15 protein-coding genes are annotated in these 20,217 nt (G+C 73.7%); 7 read left to right on the top strand and 8 right to left on the bottom strand.

The window, feature by feature from the left end; genetic code table 11:
- Positions 1-352 precede the first annotated feature (352 nt).
- Positions 353-1,510, bottom strand: a complete 1,158-nt coding sequence (locus tag ACFZBD_RS07560; protein ID WP_391137070.1) for a hypothetical protein — start codon at positions 1,508-1,510, stop codon at positions 353-355.
- Between the two features lie 501 nt (positions 1,511-2,011).
- Between ACFZBD_RS07560 and ACFZBD_RS07565 the strand changes: the two genes are divergently transcribed.
- On the top strand, positions 2,012-4,132 hold the full coding sequence (locus ACFZBD_RS07565; RefSeq protein ID WP_391137073.1) for a SpoIIE family protein phosphatase: 2,121 nt from the start codon (positions 2,012-2,014) through the stop codon (positions 4,130-4,132).
- Between the two features lie 95 nt (positions 4,133-4,227).
- On the opposite strand, the gene ACFZBD_RS07570 is transcribed toward ACFZBD_RS07565, so the two are convergent.
- The gene (locus tag ACFZBD_RS07570; RefSeq protein WP_391137076.1) at positions 4,228-5,019 is read right to left on the bottom strand and encodes a VOC family protein; all 792 of its coding nucleotides are present in this window, start codon (positions 5,017-5,019) and stop codon (positions 4,228-4,230) included.
- Between the two features lie 417 nt (positions 5,020-5,436).
- Between ACFZBD_RS07570 and ACFZBD_RS07575 the strand changes: the two genes are divergently transcribed.
- Both ACFZBD_RS07575 and ACFZBD_RS07580 read left to right on the top strand, forming a co-directional pair.
- On the top strand, positions 5,437-6,351 hold the full coding sequence (locus ACFZBD_RS07575; protein WP_391137079.1) for a diiron oxygenase: 915 nt from the start codon (positions 5,437-5,439) through the stop codon (positions 6,349-6,351).
- Between the two features lie 79 nt (positions 6,352-6,430).
- Positions 6,431-8,080 carry an FAD-dependent oxidoreductase gene (locus ACFZBD_RS07580; RefSeq protein WP_391137082.1) on the top strand — a complete coding sequence of 550 codons (1,650 nt, stop codon included), beginning with the start codon at positions 6,431-6,433 and terminating at the stop codon, positions 8,078-8,080.
- Between the two features lie 136 nt (positions 8,081-8,216).
- On the opposite strand, the gene ACFZBD_RS07585 is transcribed toward ACFZBD_RS07580, so the two are convergent.
- Positions 8,217-8,984: a methyltransferase domain-containing protein gene (locus tag ACFZBD_RS07585; RefSeq protein ID WP_391137085.1), complete on the bottom strand. Its 768-nt coding sequence runs from the start codon at positions 8,982-8,984 to the stop codon at positions 8,217-8,219.
- A 184-nt stretch (positions 8,985-9,168) separates the two neighbouring features.
- On the opposite strand from ACFZBD_RS07585, the gene ACFZBD_RS07590 reads away from it, so the two are divergent.
- Positions 9,169-10,527, top strand: a complete 1,359-nt coding sequence (locus ACFZBD_RS07590; protein WP_391137101.1) for a cytochrome P450 — start codon at positions 9,169-9,171, stop codon at positions 10,525-10,527.
- Positions 10,528-10,739: 212 nt separating this feature from the next.
- Here the strand turns inward: ACFZBD_RS07590 and ACFZBD_RS07595 are convergent, their stop codons facing one another.
- Positions 10,740-12,932 carry an elongation factor G gene (locus ACFZBD_RS07595; protein ID WP_391137104.1) on the bottom strand — a complete coding sequence of 731 codons (2,193 nt, stop codon included), beginning with the start codon at positions 12,930-12,932 and terminating at the stop codon, positions 10,740-10,742.
- Positions 12,933-13,338: 406 nt separating this feature from the next.
- A complete protein-coding gene (locus tag ACFZBD_RS07600; protein ID WP_391137107.1) occupies positions 13,339-13,719 on the bottom strand; it encodes an ATP-binding protein in 381 nt (126 codons plus the stop codon).
- Positions 13,720-13,996: 277 nt separating this feature from the next.
- On the opposite strand from ACFZBD_RS07600, the gene ACFZBD_RS07605 reads away from it, so the two are divergent.
- Both ACFZBD_RS07605 and ACFZBD_RS07610 read left to right on the top strand, forming a co-directional pair.
- The gene (locus tag ACFZBD_RS07605) at positions 13,997-14,230 is read left to right on the top strand and encodes a DUF397 domain-containing protein (protein ID WP_391137110.1); all 234 of its coding nucleotides are present in this window, start codon (positions 13,997-13,999) and stop codon (positions 14,228-14,230) included.
- Positions 14,231-14,315: 85 nt separating this feature from the next.
- Positions 14,316-15,218 carry a Scr1 family TA system antitoxin-like transcriptional regulator gene (locus tag ACFZBD_RS07610; protein WP_391138523.1) on the top strand — a complete coding sequence of 301 codons (903 nt, stop codon included), beginning with the start codon at positions 14,316-14,318 and terminating at the stop codon, positions 15,216-15,218.
- Between the two features lie 67 nt (positions 15,219-15,285).
- Here ACFZBD_RS07610 and ACFZBD_RS07615 read toward each other — a convergent pair whose 3' ends face one another.
- Positions 15,286-16,095, bottom strand: a complete 810-nt coding sequence (locus ACFZBD_RS07615) for an SAM-dependent methyltransferase (protein WP_391137113.1) — start codon at positions 16,093-16,095, stop codon at positions 15,286-15,288.
- A gap of 252 nt (positions 16,096-16,347) precedes the next feature.
- Between ACFZBD_RS07615 and ACFZBD_RS07620 the strand changes: the two genes are divergently transcribed.
- Complete coding sequence (locus ACFZBD_RS07620; RefSeq protein ID WP_391137116.1) at positions 16,348-17,709, top strand: FAD-dependent oxidoreductase; 1,362 nt, start codon at positions 16,348-16,350, stop codon at positions 17,707-17,709.
- Between the two features lie 47 nt (positions 17,710-17,756).
- On the opposite strand, the gene ACFZBD_RS07625 is transcribed toward ACFZBD_RS07620, so the two are convergent.
- Positions 17,757-19,766: a prolyl oligopeptidase family serine peptidase gene (locus tag ACFZBD_RS07625; RefSeq protein ID WP_391138525.1), complete on the bottom strand. Its 2,010-nt coding sequence runs from the start codon at positions 19,764-19,766 to the stop codon at positions 17,757-17,759.
- Between the two features lie 95 nt (positions 19,767-19,861).
- Complete coding sequence (locus tag ACFZBD_RS07630; RefSeq protein WP_391137119.1) at positions 19,862-20,215, bottom strand: hypothetical protein; 354 nt, start codon at positions 20,213-20,215, stop codon at positions 19,862-19,864.
- Positions 20,216-20,217 lie beyond the last annotated feature (2 nt).

The following is a 20,217-nucleotide window of genomic DNA, read 5'->3' on the forward strand; positions in this document are numbered from 1 at the left end:
GGGAGCGTCGGCGGGTACGCGGCGGGTCCGCGGGCGCGCGGCGGCTCGGCGGGTATGCGGCGGCTCGGCGGGCGCGCGGCGGCTCGGCGGGCGCCGACGAGTACGCGGCTCGCCTGCCGGCGCCGGCCGGCACGTCACGTGTCAGCGCCCTGCCGGTGCGTCACGCGTCGGCGCCCGCCGGCCGGGGCGCAGTGCGTCGGGCGCCCGCCTGCCGGTGCGTGGCCGTGTCGGAGCCCATCTGCCGTCGGCGTACCGGCCGCACCCACCGCCGGTACGTGGCGTGTCGGCGCCATCTGCCGGTACGCGGCCGGCCACATCCACCGCCGATACGCCGCCCGCCGGGCGATCGCGCTCAGAGGGCGTAGCGCAGCACCGCTCCCAGCCCTCCGGCCGGTCCCGGCATGTCCTCCGGGACGAGCAGGACCTCGCCGCCCGCCGCCGCGGCGGACCGGAGCAGGGCGTCGTCCGCCCGCGCCCGTTCGGGCTTGGCGACTCCCATCGCCAACGCCTCGCCGCGCTGCACGGCGACGTCGTCCACGCCCGGCCCGATCCACACTTCGCGCCGGGCGTCGGAGGCGTCCGGCGCGAGGAGCAGGGTCGCGACCTGGTGGTTGCGTACCGCGTCCACGACGGCGGGCATGCCTTCGGCGGCTTCGCCCGGCCCGGTGTCGAGGGTGGAGGCGCGGTGCTCCCCCGGCCTGCCCCGGCCCTGACGGAACCGTTCGAGGGCGCCTTCCAGCCGCTCGCGCGCGAACTGCCGCCGTACGCGCGCGATCTCCTCGTCCACCGGGCCGCGCGCGGCGCCCTGTGCCCTGCTGCCCGCGACCTCGACGGCGACGGCCCGCAGAGGTTCGGGCAGCCGCTGGTGAACGGCCCTGCGTTCGCGGGGATCGCCGGTCAGCACGACGAGATCCGCCTCGCCCCCTGTCCACCGGCGGGCGAGTTCGGCCGCGATGACGTCGGCGGTCTCGTCCCAGGCGTTCTCCACTTTGTTGCGGTAGTGCCACTCGTGCCGGTCGGCGGGGACTCCGCGATGGCCGCGGCCCTGGTCCTCCTTGCCGTGGGCCTCGCCCAGGGCCTCCCGGTGCAGGGCGTCATACCGTTCCAGATCGGCGCCGGTACGGTCGATGTACGCCACCAGGCAGCTCGGCTCGTCGCCGCGCAGCCGGGCCAGCGGAGAGACGTGCGGGAGGAGCGACCAGGTGGCCTCGACGGTGGGCGGGCTGATCGCGAGCGGGAGGTCGAGCACCACCTCGGCGCCCGCGGCGAAGAGCGCCCGGCCGGGCGGCGCCCCGGAGGCCGGTTCCCGGGACAGTCGCTCCATGACCGCCCGGGTGGTGTAGCCGTCGGCGCCCGCGTCGATGAGCTGGGAGGCGACCGAGCGCTCGCGCAGTTCCTGGATCTTCAGCGCGTCCTCGGTCGCGCGGGAGGTGTCGATGTAGACCGAGGCCCAGGGGCCCAGCCGGGTGAAGAGTGGGCGGAGGAAGCCGAGTTCCATGATGTTCCCCATGCCTTCCGTGACGGATGCGCAGGGCGTGAGCAGGTCGGGACCGCTTGCGTCCGTACCCGTGCGGTGCCCGTGCGCCCTTCACGCAAACCGGCGGCTCCGCTTCCACAAGCCGTGGCCGGGTGGGTACGCGCCGTAAGCCGGGCGGGTACGCGCCATAATGGGCTCCAGGAGTCCGGCGGTCCTTCGGGACGGCGGGAGGGGGAGGAAACCGGCCGCGACGCTGGAGGTGCCTCCGTGACGCATACGAGCGATCCGGCGGATGCCGCCGATCCTCATGGCGGGGCCGCTCCGGACGGCGGCGCCCCCCGCCCCGGCAGGGGTACGGAGCCCGGACCGGCCGCCCGACCCAGCGCGGCGCCCGACGCCCTCCCAGCCGCCGGCGCGGGGCCCGGATCCGACGCCCTCCCGCCCACCGCCACCGGGCCCGGGCCCACCCCCCTGCAACCCCCCTGCACCGTACCCTCCGCCGACACCGATCCGTCCGTCGGCGCCCCTCCGCCGGTGGCACCGGCCGCCGCCGCCAACCCGGCGGCCGCCGCCCTGGACGAGGCACTCGCGGAGACGACCCGCAGGACCGGGGCGTCCATCGGCGCCGTCTACCTCCTCGCCCCGGACGAGCAGGTGCTGTGCCTGGAGACGCTGTGCGGTGCCCCGGTGGACTTCGCCGCTCCCTGGGCGCGGGTCCCCATGACCGCCCCCGCCCCGGTGGCCGAAGCGGTCCGGGACGGTCACATGGTGTGGGTCGGCAGCCAGCAGGAGATGGCCCGCTCCTACCCCCGTACCGCCATGGCGCTGCCGTACCCGCTCTCGCTCGCCGCCGCTCCGATCACGGGCAACAGGTCCTGGGGGTCCCTGCTGCTGATGTGGCCGCCGACCCGGCCCGCGCGGATGAGCGACCGGGAGCGCGGGCACATCGCCTCCCACTGCCGGCGCCTGGCCCGGCTCCTCGACGAGGCGGTCGAGTCGGGCAGGCCGCTCGACGGGAGCGCCGGGCCCCGAGCCATCCCCGTGGAGGCCGGGGGCAGGCCGGCGAGCCCGGTGCGGGCGGCCGCCGACTTCGCCGAGCGGCTGCCGGGCGGCTCCTGCGCCCTGGACCTGGAAGGGCGCATCACCTACGTCACCTCCGGCGGCTGCGAGCTGCTGGGGCGCGATGCCGCGCACCTGCTGGGCACGCTGCCGTGGCAGTCCCTGCCCTGGCTGGACGACCCGACCTACGAGGACCGCTACCGCGCGGCGGTCATCAGCCGCGAGCCCGTCTCCTTCACCGCCTGCCGCCCGCCCGACCGCTGGCTGGACTTCCATCTGTACCCGGACTCCAGCGGCATCAGCGTCCGCATCGTCCCCACCGGGGCCCAGCCCCCGCCGTCACCGGCCCCCCCGCTCTCCGAGCACACCGCCACCCCGGCCCGCGCGGGGCAGCTCTACCAGCTGATGCACCTGGCCGCCGCCCTCACCGAAGTCGTCGGCGTCCAGGACGTCGTGGACGTGATCGCCGACCAGATCATGCCCGCGTTCGGCGCGAGCGGTCTGGTCCTGTCCGCCGAGGACGCCGGGCGGCTGCGGATCACCGGACACCGCGGCTATCCGGCGGAGGTCATCGAACGTCTGGACGGCCTGCCGCTGGACACCGCCTTCACCCCGGTGGGGCGGACGCTCGCCACCGGGATCCCTTCGTTCTTCGCCGACCCGGAGGAGATGCGGCGGATCTATCCCGAGGCACCCCAGGTGAGCGGGAAGCAGGCCTGGGCGTTCCTGCCGCTGATCATCTCCGGCCGGCCGGTCGGCTGCTGCGTCCTCACGTACGACCGGCCCCACACGTTCTCCGCCGAGGAGCGCTCCGTGATGTCCTCGCTCGCGGGGCTCGTCGGCCAGGCCCTGGACCGCGCCCGGCTGTACGACGTCAAGCACCATCTCGCCCACGGCCTCCAGGAGGCGCTGCTGCCGCACACCCTTCCCCTGGTGCCGGGCCTGGACGTCGCCGCGCGTTACCTGCCGGCCACCCGGGGCATGGAGATCGGTGGCGACTTCTACGACCTGATCCGGCTGGGCGGCAGCGCCGCCGCGGCCGTCATCGGCGACGTACAGGGGCACAACGTCGCCGCCGCGGCGCTGATGGGGCAGGTCCGGGCCGGGGTCCACGCCCACGCCACCCTGGGCACGCCGCCGGACATCGTCCTGTCCGCGACGAACCGGCTGCTGACCGACCTCGATCCCGGGCTCTTCACCAGCTGCCTCTACGCCCACCTGGACTTCGCGCAGGGCCGGCTCTGCGTCGCCAGCGCGGGACACCCCCCGCCGCTGCTGCGCCGCGCGGACGGGCGTACGACCCCGATGGCGATCACCCCCGGGCCGCTCCTGGGCATCGACCCCGACGCGGTCTATCCCGTCTCCGACACCCCTCTCACGCCGGGGCTGACCCTGGCGTTCTACACCGACGGTCTCGTCGAGACGCCGGGGACCGACATCGACGTCTCCCTCGCGCGGCTCGCCGACAGCCTCTCCCGGGCCTCCGGCACGGATCCGGACGTCGTCATCGACGCGCTGCTCCGGGAGGTCCGCCCCACCCGGGACCGTACGGACGACATCGCCCTGATGCTGTTGCGGATCCGCGGCGACGCCTGACGGACCGCCCGCCCGCGTAACGCGGACCGCCCGCCGCCGCCCGGTGCGCCCTCACGCCGTACCGCAGCACGCCGGAGTGCGCGCCACCCCGCTGCTCACGCGTCGGGCGACTCGTCGAGGGTGAACAGGGCGCCCTCCGGGTCCCGCAGGGTGACCTTCCGCCCGCCGCCCCACTCGGCCTCGGCGCCCGTCACGATGCTCCCGCCGTACTCGACGGCCACGGCCGTCGCCTCGTCGAGGTCCCGGACCTTGAAGTGGACCAGCCAGCGGGGCCGTCGTTGCGGCGTGGGCGCGCCCTCTTCGACGGGTCCGCTGTTCAGACGCGCGACGGGTTCTCCTGCGCGTCGCAGGACGACCTGGTCCTCCTCGTAGAAGACGTCGCAGCCGGGCCCGTCCGAGTCGCCCCACTCCAGGACCTCGCCGTAGAAGACGGCGGCGTCGAACGCGTTCCGGGTGTGCAGCTCCAGCCAGGACGGTGCCGCCCCCTCGCCGATCTTCCAGTCGGAGTGGACGCCTCCTTCCCCGATGCCGAAGACCGCGCCCTCCCGGTCGGCCACCAGGGCGGCGCGGCCGCGGGGCGGATAGGAGACCGGGCCCACCCCGATCGTTCCGCCGCGTTCCCGGACCCTGGCGACCGCCGTGTCGGCGTCCTCGACGGCGAAGTACGCCGTCCATGCCACCGGGACGGCGAGCTGTCCGGCCACCGCTCCCATGCCGGCGACGGGTACGCCGTCGCGCTCGGCGACGGAGAACGCCCGCCCGAAGCTGCCCTCACGGAAGGTCCAGCCGAGGACGGCGCCGTAGAAGCGCTCCGCCGCGTCCAGATCCCGCGCCACCAGGCTCAGCCAGCACGGCGCGCCCAGCACGTCCGCGGCCATCAGCACCATGGCCTGTCTCCTTCCGTCGCCCCGTGCGTACGGGCACACCCAGGGCGCCCCACAGGTCTCGCGTGCTTCGCCCGTTCCCCCACGGCGGGCTTCTCATGCCCCGCCGCAGGGCCGGAAATGGCGTTCGACCAGCGAGGACACGGGCCGGGCCCCTGCCCCGGCCGCGGCGACCGCGGCCGGGGCGCCGCGCGGGCTCGTCGGCTTCCGCCGTGAAGAGTTCCGGCGAATTTCCTACCGGGGGGTAGGCCCGCCCCCGCGCCTTGTTATACGTTCCGTCTAACAGCTTGCTAGATGCGACATCTAACAAGCGAGGTGGCATGCGTGCGCCCGATCGTCCGCGCCATCCGAGCCACGAGCCACGCGTCATGAGCCCACGAGGCACGAGCCACGTGTCATTCGAGTCAAAGGAGCCGCAGCATGGCAAGCAGCACCGTCCGGCCGGAGGACCAGGACCTGCTCCGCGAGCAGGACGTCGCCCGCCGGCTGCTCGATTCGGCCGCGAAGCTGTCGTACGACCCGGCCGTGGAGGTGGACTGGGACACCCCGCTGGACAAGGACTTCCACGGCGCAAGCCCCGAGTGGAGCACCCTCTACGGCACGGCGTACTGGAACGAGCTGACCGACGCCCAGCGCAAGGAGCTGACGCGGCAGGAGGCCGCCTCGGTGGCCAGCACCGGCATCTGGTTCGAGATGATCCTGCAGCACATGGTGCTGCGCGACATGTACACCAAGGACCCGACCGACCCGCGGTTCCAGTGGGCCCTCACCGAGATCGCCGACGAGTGCCGGCACTCCATCATGTTCGCCCGCGGCGCCGCGAAGCTCGGCGCCCCCGCCTACCGCCCGCCCCGGATGGTCGTCGAACTCGGCCGGGCCTTCAAGACGCTCGCCTTCGGCGAAGCCGCGTACGCCGCGATCCTGGTCGCCGAGGAGGTCCTCGACGTCATGCAGCGCGACTGGATGCGCGACGAGCGCGTGGTGCCGTTCGTCCGCACCATCAACAACATCCACGTGGTGGAGGAGTCCCGGCACATGAAGTTCGCGCGCGACGAGACGCGCAAGCGCCTGCGGCGCGCCGGCCCGGTGCGCCGTCACATCCACGCCTTCGTCATCGCGGTCGCCTCCTACTTCATCGTCACCAGCATGGTGAACCGGGGCGTCTACGCGAACGCCGGCCTCGACGGCCGGCGCGCCCTCGCCGAGGCCAAGGCGAACGAGCACCACAAGTCCCTGATGCGGTCCAGCTGTTCGGGGCTCATGGAGTTCCTGGCCTCCGCCGGCCTGCTGACCAGGCCCGCCCTGGCGTTCTACAAGCGCGCCCACCTGATCTGACCCCCGGCCCCGACCGGCCCGCACCGTCCTCCTCCACGGTGCGCCCCCTCGACGACGACCCGAGCCGACGGATGACGAGATGACCTACGCCATCACCCAGACCTGCTGCAGCGACGCGACCTGTGTCGCGGTGTGCCCCGTCAACTGCATCCATCCGACCCCGCAGGAGCGGGAGTTCGGCAGTACGGAGATGCTCCACGTCGACCCGAGGGCGTGCATCGACTGCGGAGCCTGCGCCGACGCCTGCCCGGTCGACGCGATCTTCCCGGTGGACAGCCTGTCGGGACCGCAGAAGGAGTACGCGGCCATCAATGCCGCGTACTTCGCGGACAAGGAGCCGGAGCCCGTCGAGGAGGGGCCCGTCTTCCACTCCTGGGGCAGCCCGTCGTTCGAGCGCAGTCTGCCCTCCGACTTCGCGCCGATCCGGGTCGCGGTCGTCGGCACGGGGCCGGCCGGCATGTACGCCGCCGAGGACCTCCTCCTGCACACCAACGCCGAGGTCACGCTCGTCGACCGGCTGCCGGTGGCCGGCGGGCTCGTCCGGTACGGCGTGGCGCCCGACCACCCCGGCACCAAGCAGGTGGGGAACACCTTCGCGCGCTTCCACGCCCATCCCCGGGTACGGATGCACCTCGGCGTGGAGGTCGGCAAGGACGTCACCGCGCAGGAGCTGGCCGCTCACCACGACGCGGTGATCTACGCCGTCGGCGCGGCCGCCGACCGCAGGCTCGGCATTCCGGGCGAGGAGCTGCCGGGCAGCGTCTCGGCGACCACGTTCGTCTCCTGGTACAACGCCCACCCGGAGGTGGCGCCGGACGCGATCGGCCTCACCGGCGAGCGGGTCGTCGTGGTCGGCAACGGCAACGTCGCCCTCGACGTCGCCCGGCTCCTCGTCATGGATCCGGCGGAGCTGGCCGGCACCGACATCGCCGACCACGCGCTCGCGGCCCTGCGCACCTCCCGGGTGCGCGAGGTGGTGCTGCTGGGGCGGCGCGGGCCGGAGCACGCGGCGTACACCGCCTCCGAGGTGCTCGCGCTCGGGCATCTGCCGGGGGTGGACCTCGTCGTGGACGACCACGATCCCCGCACCGGCGCGGCGATCGACGGCGCGCGGGACGGCGACAAGGCGGCCCTGCTGCGCGGTGCGGCCCGCGAGGCGGTGGACTGGTCCCGGGCACCCGCTCCGGGGCGGCGCATCATCCTCCGCTTCCACTCCGCGCCCCTGGAAGCGGTCGGCGAAAGCGCCGTCGAAAGCGTGCGGGTGACGAACGGCCAGGAGGAGCGGACACTTCCGGCAGGCATGCTGCTGCGGGCGGTCGGCTATCGCGGGGTTCCGGTGGCGGGTCTGCCCTTCGACGAGACGACCGGAACCGTGCCGCACGAGCGCGGCAGGGTGGCCGGGCTTCCCGGGACGTACGTCGTCGGCTGGATCAAGCGCGGCCCCTCGGGCGGCATCGGGGCCAACCGCGGCTGCGCCGCGGAGACGGTCGGCACGCTCCTGGCCGACGCGGTGGCCGGCGCCCTCCCCTCGGCCACGCGCACCGCGAGATCGTTCCAGCGCCTCGCCCGGAGCCGTACCCGCCAGGTGGTCGACGCGCGGGGCCTGGCGGCGATCGACCGCGCCGAACGCGCCCGCGGCCGCGCGGACGGCCGGCCTCGGGTCAAGCTCGGCACCCTGCCCGAACTGGTCGCGGCGGCCAAGGGCGGCCTCCGCCGGCTGCCGGGCTGATCCCCCGGCGACGGGGCCCGGTGCCTTAGCCGGGTCCACGTCCGGGGTCCGGGGTTCGGGTCTACGGTCCGGCTCCGGCTCCGGCTCCGGCTCCGGCTCCGGCGCCCGCTCCAGGGGTCCGTGCCCGGGTCCGGCTCTACGATCCGGGCTTGCGGGCCTCGATGAGGAAGCGAGCCGTATGGGCCACGAAGGGGCCCTCGGATTCGATCCGGTCGTGCAGCTCGCGGAGCCGGTCGCGGTACGCCTCGACGGTGAAGCCGGGGACCATCCAGATCACCTTGCGCAGGAAGTAGACGACGGCGCCGATGTCGTGGAACTCGGTGCGCAGCCGTTCCGAACGCACCTCGACGACCTCCAGGCCCGCGGCCTCCGCCTCGGCGACGGCGTCGTCGGGGTGCCGCGCGCGCCGACCCTCCTCCGGCTGCGGGCCCAGGAAGTACTCGACGAGCTCGAAGACGCTCGCCGGGCCGACGTGCTGGGAGAAGTAGACGCCGCCGGGGGCGAGGACGCGGGCGGTCTCCCCCCACCACGCCCTGACGGGGTGGCGGGAGACCACCAGGTCGAAGGCGCCGTCGGCGAAGGGCAGCGGCGGCTCGTCGGGATCGGCCACGACCACGGCGCCGAGGGGATGCAGCAGTGCGGTGGCCTTGGCGACGTTGGGAGGCCAGGACTCCGTCGCCAGCATCGTCCTCGGCAGGACGGGAACGCCGGCGAGGACCTCCCCGCCGCCGGTCTGGATGTCGAGCGCGGCCGCGGCGCGGGCCAGGCGCTCCCCCATCAGCCGCTGATAGCCCCAGGACGGCCGCTGCTCGGTGGCCCTCCCGTCGAGCCAGGAGAAGTCCCATCCGTCCACGGAGACCGCGTCGGCCTCCGCCACCAGTTCCTCGAACGTCCTGCGCTTCATTCGGGCCATTGTGCCCGCTACGGACGGCCACGGGCTCGGGACCGGGCCGCCACGGCCCACCGTCCGGGCCGGCGTCCGGGCCCGTCCGGGCCGGCGTCCGGCCATCACGAGCCGCCGTGCGGGCGGGCGTGATCCTCCGCACACACCGGCGGAGCCCGCGGCGGGCTCGTGTTAGCGTCCGGCCGTGATCTTCCAGGCCGTGACCGCACCCGCCCCGCAGACGGGAGCGAGCGGCGGCTGCCCGTACGACCCCGCCGCCGCGGCGCCGGCCCTCGACGGACACGGCCTTCTCGACCTCTTCGGGGACGGCTTCGTGCGCGACCCCGATCCGTGGATGGACCAGCTCCGCAGCGAGTCGCCGGTGCACTTCGACCCCCTGACGGGGCTGTGGCTGGTCAGCCGCCACGCCGACATCCGTACGGTGCTGCTCGACCAGGAGGCCTTCCTCCCCGACAACGCGCAGCACGCCGTCACGCCGCTCGGGGTTCCGGCGCTGCGGGTCCTCGCCCGGGCCGGGTTCCGGGTACGGCCGGCCCTCGCCAACAACAGCACCGAGAGCCACTCCGGGCTGCGCCGGGTGGTCACCCGGTTCTTCAACGCCCATCGGGTCGCGGCCGCGGTGCCGGTGATCGAGCGGATCGCCGACGATCTCCTCGCCGGGGCACGGGAGCGCCTCGACGCCACGGGCCGCTGTGATCTCTTCACCTCCTTCGCCCAGGTGCTTCCCTGCCGGGTGATGATGGAGCTGCTGGGCGTCGACACGCTCGACGCGGCGACCCTCACCCGCTGGAGCGATGCCTCCCTCGAGCTGTTCTGGGGACGTCCGACCCCCGAGCGGCAGCTCGAACTGGCCGAGCTGGTGGGCGAGTTCCACCAGTGGCTCACCGCGACGGTGAGCGGCGGCGCGGTCGCGGAGGACAGTCTGATGGGGGCCCTGACGCGGCACCGGCTGCCGGACGGACGGTTGCTGGACGTCCAGACCGCCGTGGGCGCGTGCTTCTTCGTCTTCGTGGCCGGGCAGTCGACCACCGGGCAGCTGATCTCCACGGTGCTGCGGCGCGCGCTGGCCGAACCGGGGCTCTGGCCCCGGCCGGCCCACGAGGAGCCACTGGCCCGGGCCTGGGTGGAGGAGGTGCTGCGCCACGAACCGCCGGTGACCTCCTGGCGCCGGGTGACGTCGGGCCCGGTGGAGCTGGGTGGGGTACGTCTGCCCGCCGGCGCGCCCCTGCTGCTGATGCTCATGGGGAGCGGGTCCGACCCCGAGGTCTTCGACGAGCCGGCGCTGATGCGCACGGACCGGCCGGAGGTCCGCCATCATCTGGCGTTCGGCGCGGGCCGGCACCGCTGTCCCGGCGCCTCCCTGGCGCGTACGGAAGCGGCCGTGGCCCTGCGCGCCGCCTGTCGCCTTCTGCCGGACGTCCGGCTCGCCCCGACCCCGGCGGATCCGCCGATGCTCGGGCTGCTGTCCTTCCGGGCCCCGCTGCGCATCGACGTGGTGGCCGGACCGGCCCACGCCGGGCGGGGCGTCGGCACCTGCGCCTGAGCGCGGGGCAGGGGGCGCACGAGCCACTCGCCGCCGCGCATCGGTCGCCGTTCCCGGAGTACGTGCTCGCCCCTAGGCCAGGGCGGGCCGACGGGAGACGGCGCACGGGCCCGCCCCGAGGTGGGACAAGCCCGTGCGCCGCGTGACCAGGCGACCGGGCGACCGGCGGTCCCTGCCACCCGGTCTTCGGCCGAGGCGGCCGTCGGGCCCGGCTAGCGGTCGGTCGTCAGGCCGGCCGGGACCGGTGCGTAACCGGCGGGGCGGGTGGTGAAGGTGCCCCTGCCCTGGGTGCGGCCGCGCAGCCGGGAGGCGTAGCCGAAGAGTTCGGCGAGCGGCACCAGGGCGGTGACCACCGCGGTCCCGGCCCGGGCGGTGGAGCCCAAGACGCGGCCGCGGCGGGCCGCGAGGTCGCCGAGGACTGCGCCGACCGCGCTGTCGGGCACGGTGACGGTGACCTCGACCACCGGTTCGAGGAGCGTCATCGCGCTGGCCCGCAGGGCCTCGCGCAGCGCGAACCGGGCCGCCGTGCGGAACGCCATCTCCGAGGAGTCCTTGGGATGGGTGACCCCGTCGGTCAGCGTGACCCGCACCCCGGTCACCGGATGACCGCCGAGCGGCCCCTCCTCCAGAGCGTCCCGGCAGCCGGCCTCGACCGCGCGGACGTACTCCTGCGGCACCCGGCCGCCGGTGACGGTCGAGCGGAACGCGAACTCCTCAACACCGCACGTACGACCACCACCACCGGCACCGGAGGCACCACCGGCACCGGAGGCACCACTCGCGCCACCCGCGCCACCGGCACGCACAGCGTCCGGAGCGCCTTCGTCCGCCGTCTCCAGCGTCCCCACGTCGAGGACGACATGGGCGAACTGTCCGGCGCCTCCCTCCTGCTTGACGTGCCGGTACACGTGGCCCGACACCCCGCGGACCACTGTTTCCCGGTAGGCCACCCGCGGTCGCCCGACGGTGACGTCGACGCCCTGGTCACGGCGGATCTTCTCCACCGCGACCTCCAGGTGCAGCTCGCCCATCCCCGACAGCACGGTCTGCCCGGTCTCCGGGTCGGTCCGGACGGTCAGGGAGGGGTCCTCCTCGGCCAGCCGGGCCAGCGCGGACGCCAGCCGCTCGGTGTCCAGGCTGCTGCGGGCCTCGACCGCGACGGAGACCACCGGCGTCGCCGGCACGGGCGGTTCGAGGAGCAGCGGGGCACCGGGCGCGCACAGGGTCGCGCCCGGGCGGGCCGCCTTGAGCCCGATGACCGCGACGATGTCGCCGGCCCCGGCCCGGTCCACGTCCGTGTTCCGGTCCGCCTGGACGCGCAGGATCCGTCCCACGCGTTCGGTGCGGCGTGCGGCCACGTCGAGCACGACGTCCCCCTTCCGGATGGTTCCCGCGTAGACGCGCAGGTAGGTGAGGCGCCCGGTGGCGGCGGAGTGCACCTTGAACACCAGGGCGGCGAAGGGCGCCGCCGGGTCGGCGGGCCGCTCGGCCTCCGCGCCGTCGGCCGTCCCGCGGACCGGCGGGACGTCCAGCGGCGACGGCAGATAGGCGACGACGGCGTCGAGAAGCGGCTCCATCCCGCGGTTGCGGTAGGCCGAACCGCACAGGACGACGACGGCCTCGCCACCGCGGGTCAGGTCGCGCAGCGCCGTGGCCAGCGTCCGCGCGTCCAGGGCGGACTCCGCGCAGAACTCCTCCAGCGCGGCCGGATGGAGTTCGGCGACCGCCTCCTCCAGGGCGCGGCGACGGTCGTGGGCCTCCTCCCTCAGCTCTTCGGGCACGGGACCCTCGGTGTACGTGTCGTCGCCCGCGGCCCAGACGAGGGCGCGCATCCGCAGGAGGTCCACGACGCCGGTGAAACCGTCCTCCGCGCCGATCGGGAGCTGGACGACCAGCGGTACGGTGCCCAGCCGGTCCCGGATGGAGGCGACCGCCGTGTCCAGGTCGGCGCCCGCGCGGTCCATCTTGTTGACGAAGGCGATGCGCGGGACGCGGTGGCGGTCGGCCTGCCGCCAGACCGACTCGCTCTGCGGCTCCACGCCCGCGACGGCGTCGAAGACGGCGACGGCCCCGTCGAGCACGCGCAGCGAGCGTTCCACCTCGTCGGCGAAGTCGACGTGCCCGGGGGTGTCGATGAGGTTGATCCGGTGGTGGTCCCAGTCGCAGCTGACCGCCGCGGCGAAGATGGTGATGCCGCGGTCGCGCTCCTGCGGGTCGAAGTCGGTGACGGTCGTGCCGTCGTGGACCTCGCCCCGCTTGTGGGTGGCGCCGGTGAGGTAGAGCATCCGCTCGGTGACGGTGGTCTTGCCGGCGTCGACATGGGCGAGGATGCCCAGGTTCCGGACGTGGTGCAGAGCGGTGGTGGGGGTGACGGTGGTCGTTTCGCGTCGATCGTCGGTACGCACGGCCCAAGGCCTTTCGCTGTCATGCGGAACAGGGCGGCGCGATTCCCGGACGAAGGGGGCCTGAAGCGGGCCGACGGCGCCCCGGCAGGGGGCGGGTGTGCATCGGGCCGCTCTTCCGCGTGACGCCGCGTCGGGTCGATGCCGACGGGGCCGCTGACGAGGTCAGGAGTTCGTCACGGGCTTCCGGTGGCGGCCGCGCGGCCGGCACCGGGTGGACGAGGACACAAGGATCACGTCGTACCGTGACCGGGGGACGACGACATCGGTGCGGCAGCGCACGGTCGGTCTCCCCTCACTGGTCTCGGGCGCGGGCCGGGACGTCGGCGGCGCGTGCTGCGAGTGTAGGGAGCGTGCGGGAGCCGGCGACACCGGTTTTCTCCGGTGCCGGGGGCGGGGTGAGCGGCGGTCAGGCGCTGCGGGCGGTCGGCAGGGTAAGGGCCGCCCAGACCGTCTTCCCGCGCGGCGCGGCGGGCTCCCAGGACCAGCTGTCGCTCAGCGCCTCGATGAGGTGCATGCCCCGGCCGCCGGTCCCCAGGTCCTCCACGGGACGCGGTCGGGGCGGCACCGGGCTGGGGTCGGTGACGGCGGCGACCAGGTGGCGGGAGTGCAGCGAAAGCCCCAGCCACACGGGGTACTCGCTCTCCTGCGGCGCGGTCCCGGGACAGCCGAGCGCGTGCCGTACCGCGTTGGTGACGAGCTCGGTGACGACGAGCTCCAGGTCCCCCGCCAGCGAGGGCAGGACCCAGCCCTCCAGCGTGAGCAGGACGAACCGTCTGGCGCGTGACACGTTCTGTGGGCGCCCGTCGAGCCCGCACGCGGCGAATCCCAGCGGAAGATCCGCTTCACCTCGTGCGGGGGCGGACACGGGATCGAGCGCTAAGGCCGACCTGTGAGTGATCACCTGTCATGTCTCCCTGCGAGCCCCGAAGTTCGATGCTGCGGCGGTCTATGAGGAACGAGTATTGTCGAGGGCACACCGAAAGTGCAATTGCATCTGGGATTGCAGTCGTGCGATCTCGTGGACGGATGTACGGATGCCGTACGGAACAGGAGGGCCCGTGGCCATGGAGTCGTTCAACGGGATGAGGGCGAGCGCGCTGGCTCCGGTCAGCTGGGTCAAGAGCCGCCACAGCAACGCCACGGGCAACTGTGTGGAGGTGGCCGCCCTCCCCGACGGCGGGGTCGCGCTGCGCAACTCACGGGACCCCGAGGGCCCCGCGCTGGTCTATACGCGCGACGAGATCGCGGCGTTCATCGCCGGTGCGCGCGACGGGGACTTCGACTTCGCAATCGGCTGAAAACCGTCGCTGCGATCCGTCTCCCTGGCCGCGAATCGCCCCTCCCCGCTAATCTCGTCCCCTCATGAAGATGCGGGAGCGCGTGATGGCCGGAGCCGAACCGAGTTCGCCCCTGTTCGTCCCTTCCATCGGGACGGTCGAGAACAACCCCACCGCACTCAAGCTGATCCTCGGCGGCAAGCTGCGCGAACTGCGTGCCGCGGCGGGGCTCGAACCGGCCGACGTGGACGCGCGGCTGGGCTTCTCCCGCTCCAAGACGAGCCGTATCGAGCTGGGGCGGCACGGGTGCAAACCGGCCGACGCGACGGCCCTGCTCACGCTGTACGGCGTGACGGACGGCGCGCGCACGGAGGAGTTCCTCCGGCTGGTGCGGCAGTCCCGGCAGGCCGAGTGGTGGCGGTCCTTCAGCGATGTGCTGTCGGACTTCTTCGCCCCACTGGTCGCCCTCGAAGGGGCGGCGGCGCTCATCAGGTCGTACGAACCGTTCTACGTCCCGGGCCTGCTCCAGACCTCGGCCTACACCCGCGCCGTGGTGCGGTCGGGGCCCGGCCGGCTTCTGCCCCACGAGGTCCAGCGCCGGATCGAGCTGCGCCAGGAGCGGCAGCGGCAGCTCGACCGACCCGGCGGCCCCCGGCTCTGGGCGGTGATCGACGAATCGGTGCTGCTGCGGACCGTCGGCGGCCCCGAGGTCATGCGCGGGCAGCTGGAACACCTGGTCGACCTGATGGGCCGGTCCCGGGTGACGCTGCAGATCGCGCCGCTCGACGTGACGGCGGCGATCGGTGTCGGCACCGGCGTGACGTATCTGCGGTTCGCGCTGCGGGACCTGAAGGACGCCGTCTACATCGAGCACCTGACGGACAGTACGTTCAGCCAGAAGCCGGCCGACGTGGAGCAGTACCGCGACATGCTCGACCGGCTGGGCGCGTGCGCGCTGACGCCCACGGAGTCGCTGGAGAAGGTCCAGGAGCGCCTCAAGCTCCTGTGAGGGGCGAGGCCCGCCCCTCGGGGCGGGAGGGCAGGGGCGGGCGGCCGGGGCCGCCCGCCGACGCGTCTCACAGCCGGGCGACGCCGCCCCATTCGAGCCATTCGTCGGTGCTCTGCACCGGTGCCAGATCGCTGTCCGGCCGCCAGGTCGACACCTCGACCAGTCCCGGCGGGAGGATGTCGAGCCCGTCGAGGAACCCGGCGACCTCGCTCTCCTCACGGACCCGGCCCCAGTGCCCGCCGGTGGCCTCCGCCATGAAGTCCGTGACGAACTTCCGGATGTCCGGCCGGTCGCTGACCAGCTGGCACACCACCAGGAAGCTGCCCGGCGCGAGCCGGTCCGCGACCCGGCGGATCAGACCGGCCGGGTCGTCCTCGTCCGGGATGCAGTGGAGCACCGAGACGAAGAGAGCCGCGACGGGCTGGTCGAAGTCGATCAGACGCCGCGTCTCCTCGTGACCGAAGATCCCGTCGGTGTCCCGCATATCGGCCTGGATGACGGCCGTCCGGTCGTTCTCCTCCAGCAGGGCGCGCCCGTGGGCGAGGACGATCGGGTCGTTGTCGACGTACACCACCCGTGCGGACGGGTCGACGGCCTGGGCGACCTGGTGGACGTTGTCCTGGGTCGGCAGCCCGGACCCGTGGTCGACGAACTGCCGGATCCCGTACTCGGTCGACAGCAGCCGCACGACCCGGCGGAGGAAGCGCCGGTTGTTCACGGCGAGGACCTTGGTGCTGGGGACCTGCTCCAGCAACTGCTCGCAGGCGTCGCGGTCCGACTGGTAGTTGTCGTCGCCTCCCAGGAAATAGTCGTACATACGCGCCACACTCGGCACGTTGGTGTCGATGGCGTCCGGGCGCCACGACTTGCCTCGCATCCAGTCCTCACCCGTGTCTTCACTCGCAGGGAAACCGAGGTCGACCATGCTAGGGACCGGCCGTACGACCGGTACAGAAGTCCGTCAGGACTGGCATCCCGAAGCGCGGGTTCCGGCCAGGGTCGAAACCGAGCCGTACCGGCGCAAACGCGTGCGCCCGGCCGTCACTCCATCGGCGGGCAGCACGGGTTTCCGTTTCCCCGATGCGGTTACTGGAGATCCAAGGACTCCCCATCCCGAAGGACGGACACCGTGACCCGACCGAGGATCCTCGTCGTGGGCGCCGGCTTCGCCGGAGTCGCCTGTGTACGGCGGCTTGAACGGCGACTGGCCGGCCGGGAGGCCGAGATCTCGCTGCTGACCCCCTTCTCGTACCAGCTCTACCTCCCCCTGCTGCCGCAGGTGGCGGCGGGCGTCCTGACGCCGCAGTCCGTCGCCGTGTCGCTGCGCCGCAGCGAGCGGCACCGGACCCGGATCATCCCCGGTGGCGCGATCGGTATCGACACCAAGGCCAAGGTCTGCGTGGTCCGCACGATCACCGGTGAGACCGTGAACGAGCCGTACGACCATCTCGTCCTGGCGCCCGGCAGCATCACCCGGACCTTCGACATCCCCGGTCTCGGCGAGCACGCCCGGGGGATGAAGACCCTCGCCGAGGCGGTCTTCATCCGTGACCACGTGATCGCCCAGCTCGACCTGGCCGACGCGGGCCAGGACGAGGCGGAGCGGGCGGCTCGGCTGCAGTTCGTGGTGGTCGGCGGCGGGTACGCCGGGACGGAGACGGTCGCCTGCCTCCAGCGCCTCACCCACACGGCCGTCAAGCGCTATCCGCGGCTCGACCCGAAGCTGATCAAGTGGCATCTGGTCGACATCGCGCCGAAGCTGATGCCCGAGCTGGGCGACAAGCTCGGCAACGCCGCCCTGGACATCCTGCGGCGGCGCGGGATCGAGGTCTCCCTCGGGGTGTCGGTCGCCTCCGTCGACGAGAACGACGTCACGCTCACCGACGGCCGCGTGCTGCCCTGCCGCACGCTGATCTGGACGGCCGGCGTCGCCGCGAGCCCGCTCATCGGCACGCTGGACGCGGAGACCCACAAGGGCCGCCTCGTGGTCGGCGCGGACATGACGGTGCCCGGGTTCGACGGGATCCACGCCCTCGGCGACGCCGCCGCCGTGCCGGACCTGGCCAAGGGCGACGACGCCGTCTGCCCGCCCACCGCGCAGCACGCGCTGCGGCAGGGCCGGAAGGTCGCCGACAACCTCGTCGCCGCCCTGCGCGGCCAACAGACCTACCCGTACGTCCACAAGGATCTGGGGCTGGTGGTGGACCTGGGCGGCCGGGACGGGGTCTCCAAGCCGCTCGGCATCGAACTGCACGGCATGCCGGCCCAGGCGGTGGCCCGGGCGTACCACTGGTCGGCGCTGCGCACCAACGTCGCCAAGACCCGGGTCATGACGAACTGGCTGCTCAACGCCATCGCCGGTGACGACTTCGTGCGGACCGGTTTCCTGGCGTCCAAGGCCGGGACGCTGCGGGACTTCGAGTACACCGACGCCTATCTCACCCCGGACCAGGTCCGGGCCCACACCGCCTCCCTGCGCGCGGGCGGCTGATCCGCCGCCCACGCCCGGCCGGAGCCTGACCTCCCGGGCCCGGAAGGTCAGGCGGGCCGGAGGGTCCGCCAGAGGAAGATGTGCTCCAGGGCGTCGTTGAAGGCCGTCTGCTCGTGGTCGGTCGCGCCCGCGTGGCCCCCTGACAGCGTCTCGTGGAGGAGCACGCGGTACCCGAGCGCGCGCAGCCGGGCCGCGGTCTTGCGGGCGTGGGCCGGATGGACGCGGTCGTCCCGGGTCGAGGTGGTGAGCAGGACGGGCGGATAGGGGCGGTCGGCGCGCAGCCGGTGGTACGGCGAGATCCCGGCCAGGTGCGGGCGGTCGGCGGGATCGTCGGGGTCGCCGTACTCGGCGGTCCAGCTGGCCCCGGCGAGCAGCCGGTGGAAGCGGAGCATGTCGAGCAGCGGTACATGGGCGACGATCGCGCCGAACAGCTCGGGGTACCCGACGAGCATGGCGCCCATCAGCAGACCGCCGTTGCTGCCGCCGGTGATGCCCAGCCGCTCCGGGGTGGTGATGCCCCGGGCGTGGAGGTCGCGGGCGACGGCGGCGAAGTCCTCGAAGGCGCGGTGCCGGTCGGCCTTGAGCGCGGCCCGGTGCCAGTCGGGGCCGTACTCCCCTCCCCCGCGGATGCCCGCCACCACGTAGCTGCCGCCGCGCGCCAGCCAGGCCCGGCCGCGGACGGCGTCGTAGTGCGGCGTCAGGGCGACCTGGAAGCCGCCGTAGCCGGTGAGGAGGACGGGCCCGGGGCCCGTCCGTTCCGGGCCGACGACGGTGTACGGCACGCGGGTGCCGTCGGCGGAGGTCGCGAAGTGGCGGCGGACGGACAGCCCGGAGGCGTCGAACCGCTCGGGCGACCGCTTGATCGTCTCGCTCGCTCCGCCGATCTCGCCGCGGTGCAGGGTGGTGGGCCGGAGGTAGCCGGTGATCGCGAGGAAGTACTCGTCACCGGTGTCGGGGTCCGTGTCGGTGAGGGTGGCGGACGCCATCGGCGGCACGTCGGCCATCGGCCGGCGCGCCCAGCCGTCGGCGCCTGGCGTGAGGACGTGGACGCGGCCCTCGACGTGGTGCAGGGTCTCGAGGACCAGGTGGTGACGCGTCCAGGCGTGGCCGATCAGGGCGGTGTCCGCGTCGGGGGCGTACAGCACGGTCGGTTCGCGTGCGCCCGCCATGAAGGCGTCGACGTCGAAGGCGAGGAGCGTGCCCGCCGGGTGCCCGAGCCACGGCGTTGTGGGGGTGACCAGCAGCCAGCGGCGGTGGACGGACCGCTCGGCGTCGTCGGGCACCTCGATCTTCCGGAGGGTGTCCCCTTCGCCCAGCAGATAGGTCTCCTGGTGCCAGAAGTCGATGTGGCGGGCCACGAAGTCGCGCTCGAAGCCCGGTGTCGGGTCGTGCCAGGCGGAGACGGACAGGTCCGTTCCGGCCGCTTCGTAGAGGAGTTCGGCCTCGGCGGGCGGGGTGCCGCGCCGCCAGCGGCGTACCGTGCGCGGGTAGCCGGATGCGGTCATCGTGCCGGGCCCGAGGTCGGTGCCGAGGAAGACGTGGTCGTGGTCGATCCAGGCGATGTCGGTCTTGGCCTCGGGGAGCCGGAAGCCGTCGTCCACGAAGCGGCGGGTGAGCAGGTCGAACTCCCGGACGACGACGGCGTCGCCGCCGCCGCGCGAGAGGCTCAGCAGCGCGTGGCGGTGCTCGGGCGCGAGGGTCCGGGCGCCGCCCCAGGTCCAGTCCTCGCCCTCGGCGGCGGCCAGCGCGTCGAGGTCGAGGAGGGTGTCCCACTCCGGTTCGTCCTTGCGGTACTGCTCCAGGGTGGTGCGGCGCCATACGCCGCGGACGTGGTCGGCGCTCTGCCGGAAGTCGTAGAGGTACGGGCCGCGGCGGGTGGTGTACGGGATCCGGTCGGGGGCGTCGAGGATCTCGCGCAGCTCGGTCGCCATGGCGGCGAAGCCGGGGTCCTCGGTCAGCTCCGCGACCGTCTCGGCGTTGCGTTCCCGGACCCAGGCGAGCGCCGCAGCCCCCTCGGTCTCTTCGAGCCACCGGTGGGGGTCGGCGTCGGTGCCCACGTCGGTGGCCGTGTCAGTGGCCGTCTCCGGAGCCGGGTCCGTCTGCGGGTCCGTCTGCGGGGACGGGTCCGCGGGGGTGTCGGGTCGGATGTCGGTCACGCGTCGGTGCCGACGCCGGCGGCGGAGGTGTCCAGATCCCAGGAGTGCCGCTTGAACTCCCGGAGGAAGTCGGGGTGGTCCTCCCAGTGGCGGGCGACGCCGCGCAGCACGTCCCAGTTGTGCTCCAGGGCCTGGTCGATGATGTCGCGGGTGGCGCGGTCGGCGGTGGCGCGCTGTGCGGCGAGGCCCTTGACCGCCGCCGCGGCCTTCACGGTGTTGAGGAGTGCGCGCAGGGCGCGGGAGGTGTCGTCCATGCCGAAGCCGTGCTCGCTGCCGGTCTCGGCGTCGAAGAGCGGGCGCAGCCGCGCCTCGATGAACGCGGTGACGCGCTCGAAGTGCTGGGCGTCCATCA

This window comes from Streptomyces sp. NPDC008121 (assembly GCF_042957155.1).
Lineage (GTDB): Bacteria > Actinomycetota > Actinomycetes > Streptomycetales > Streptomycetaceae > Streptomyces.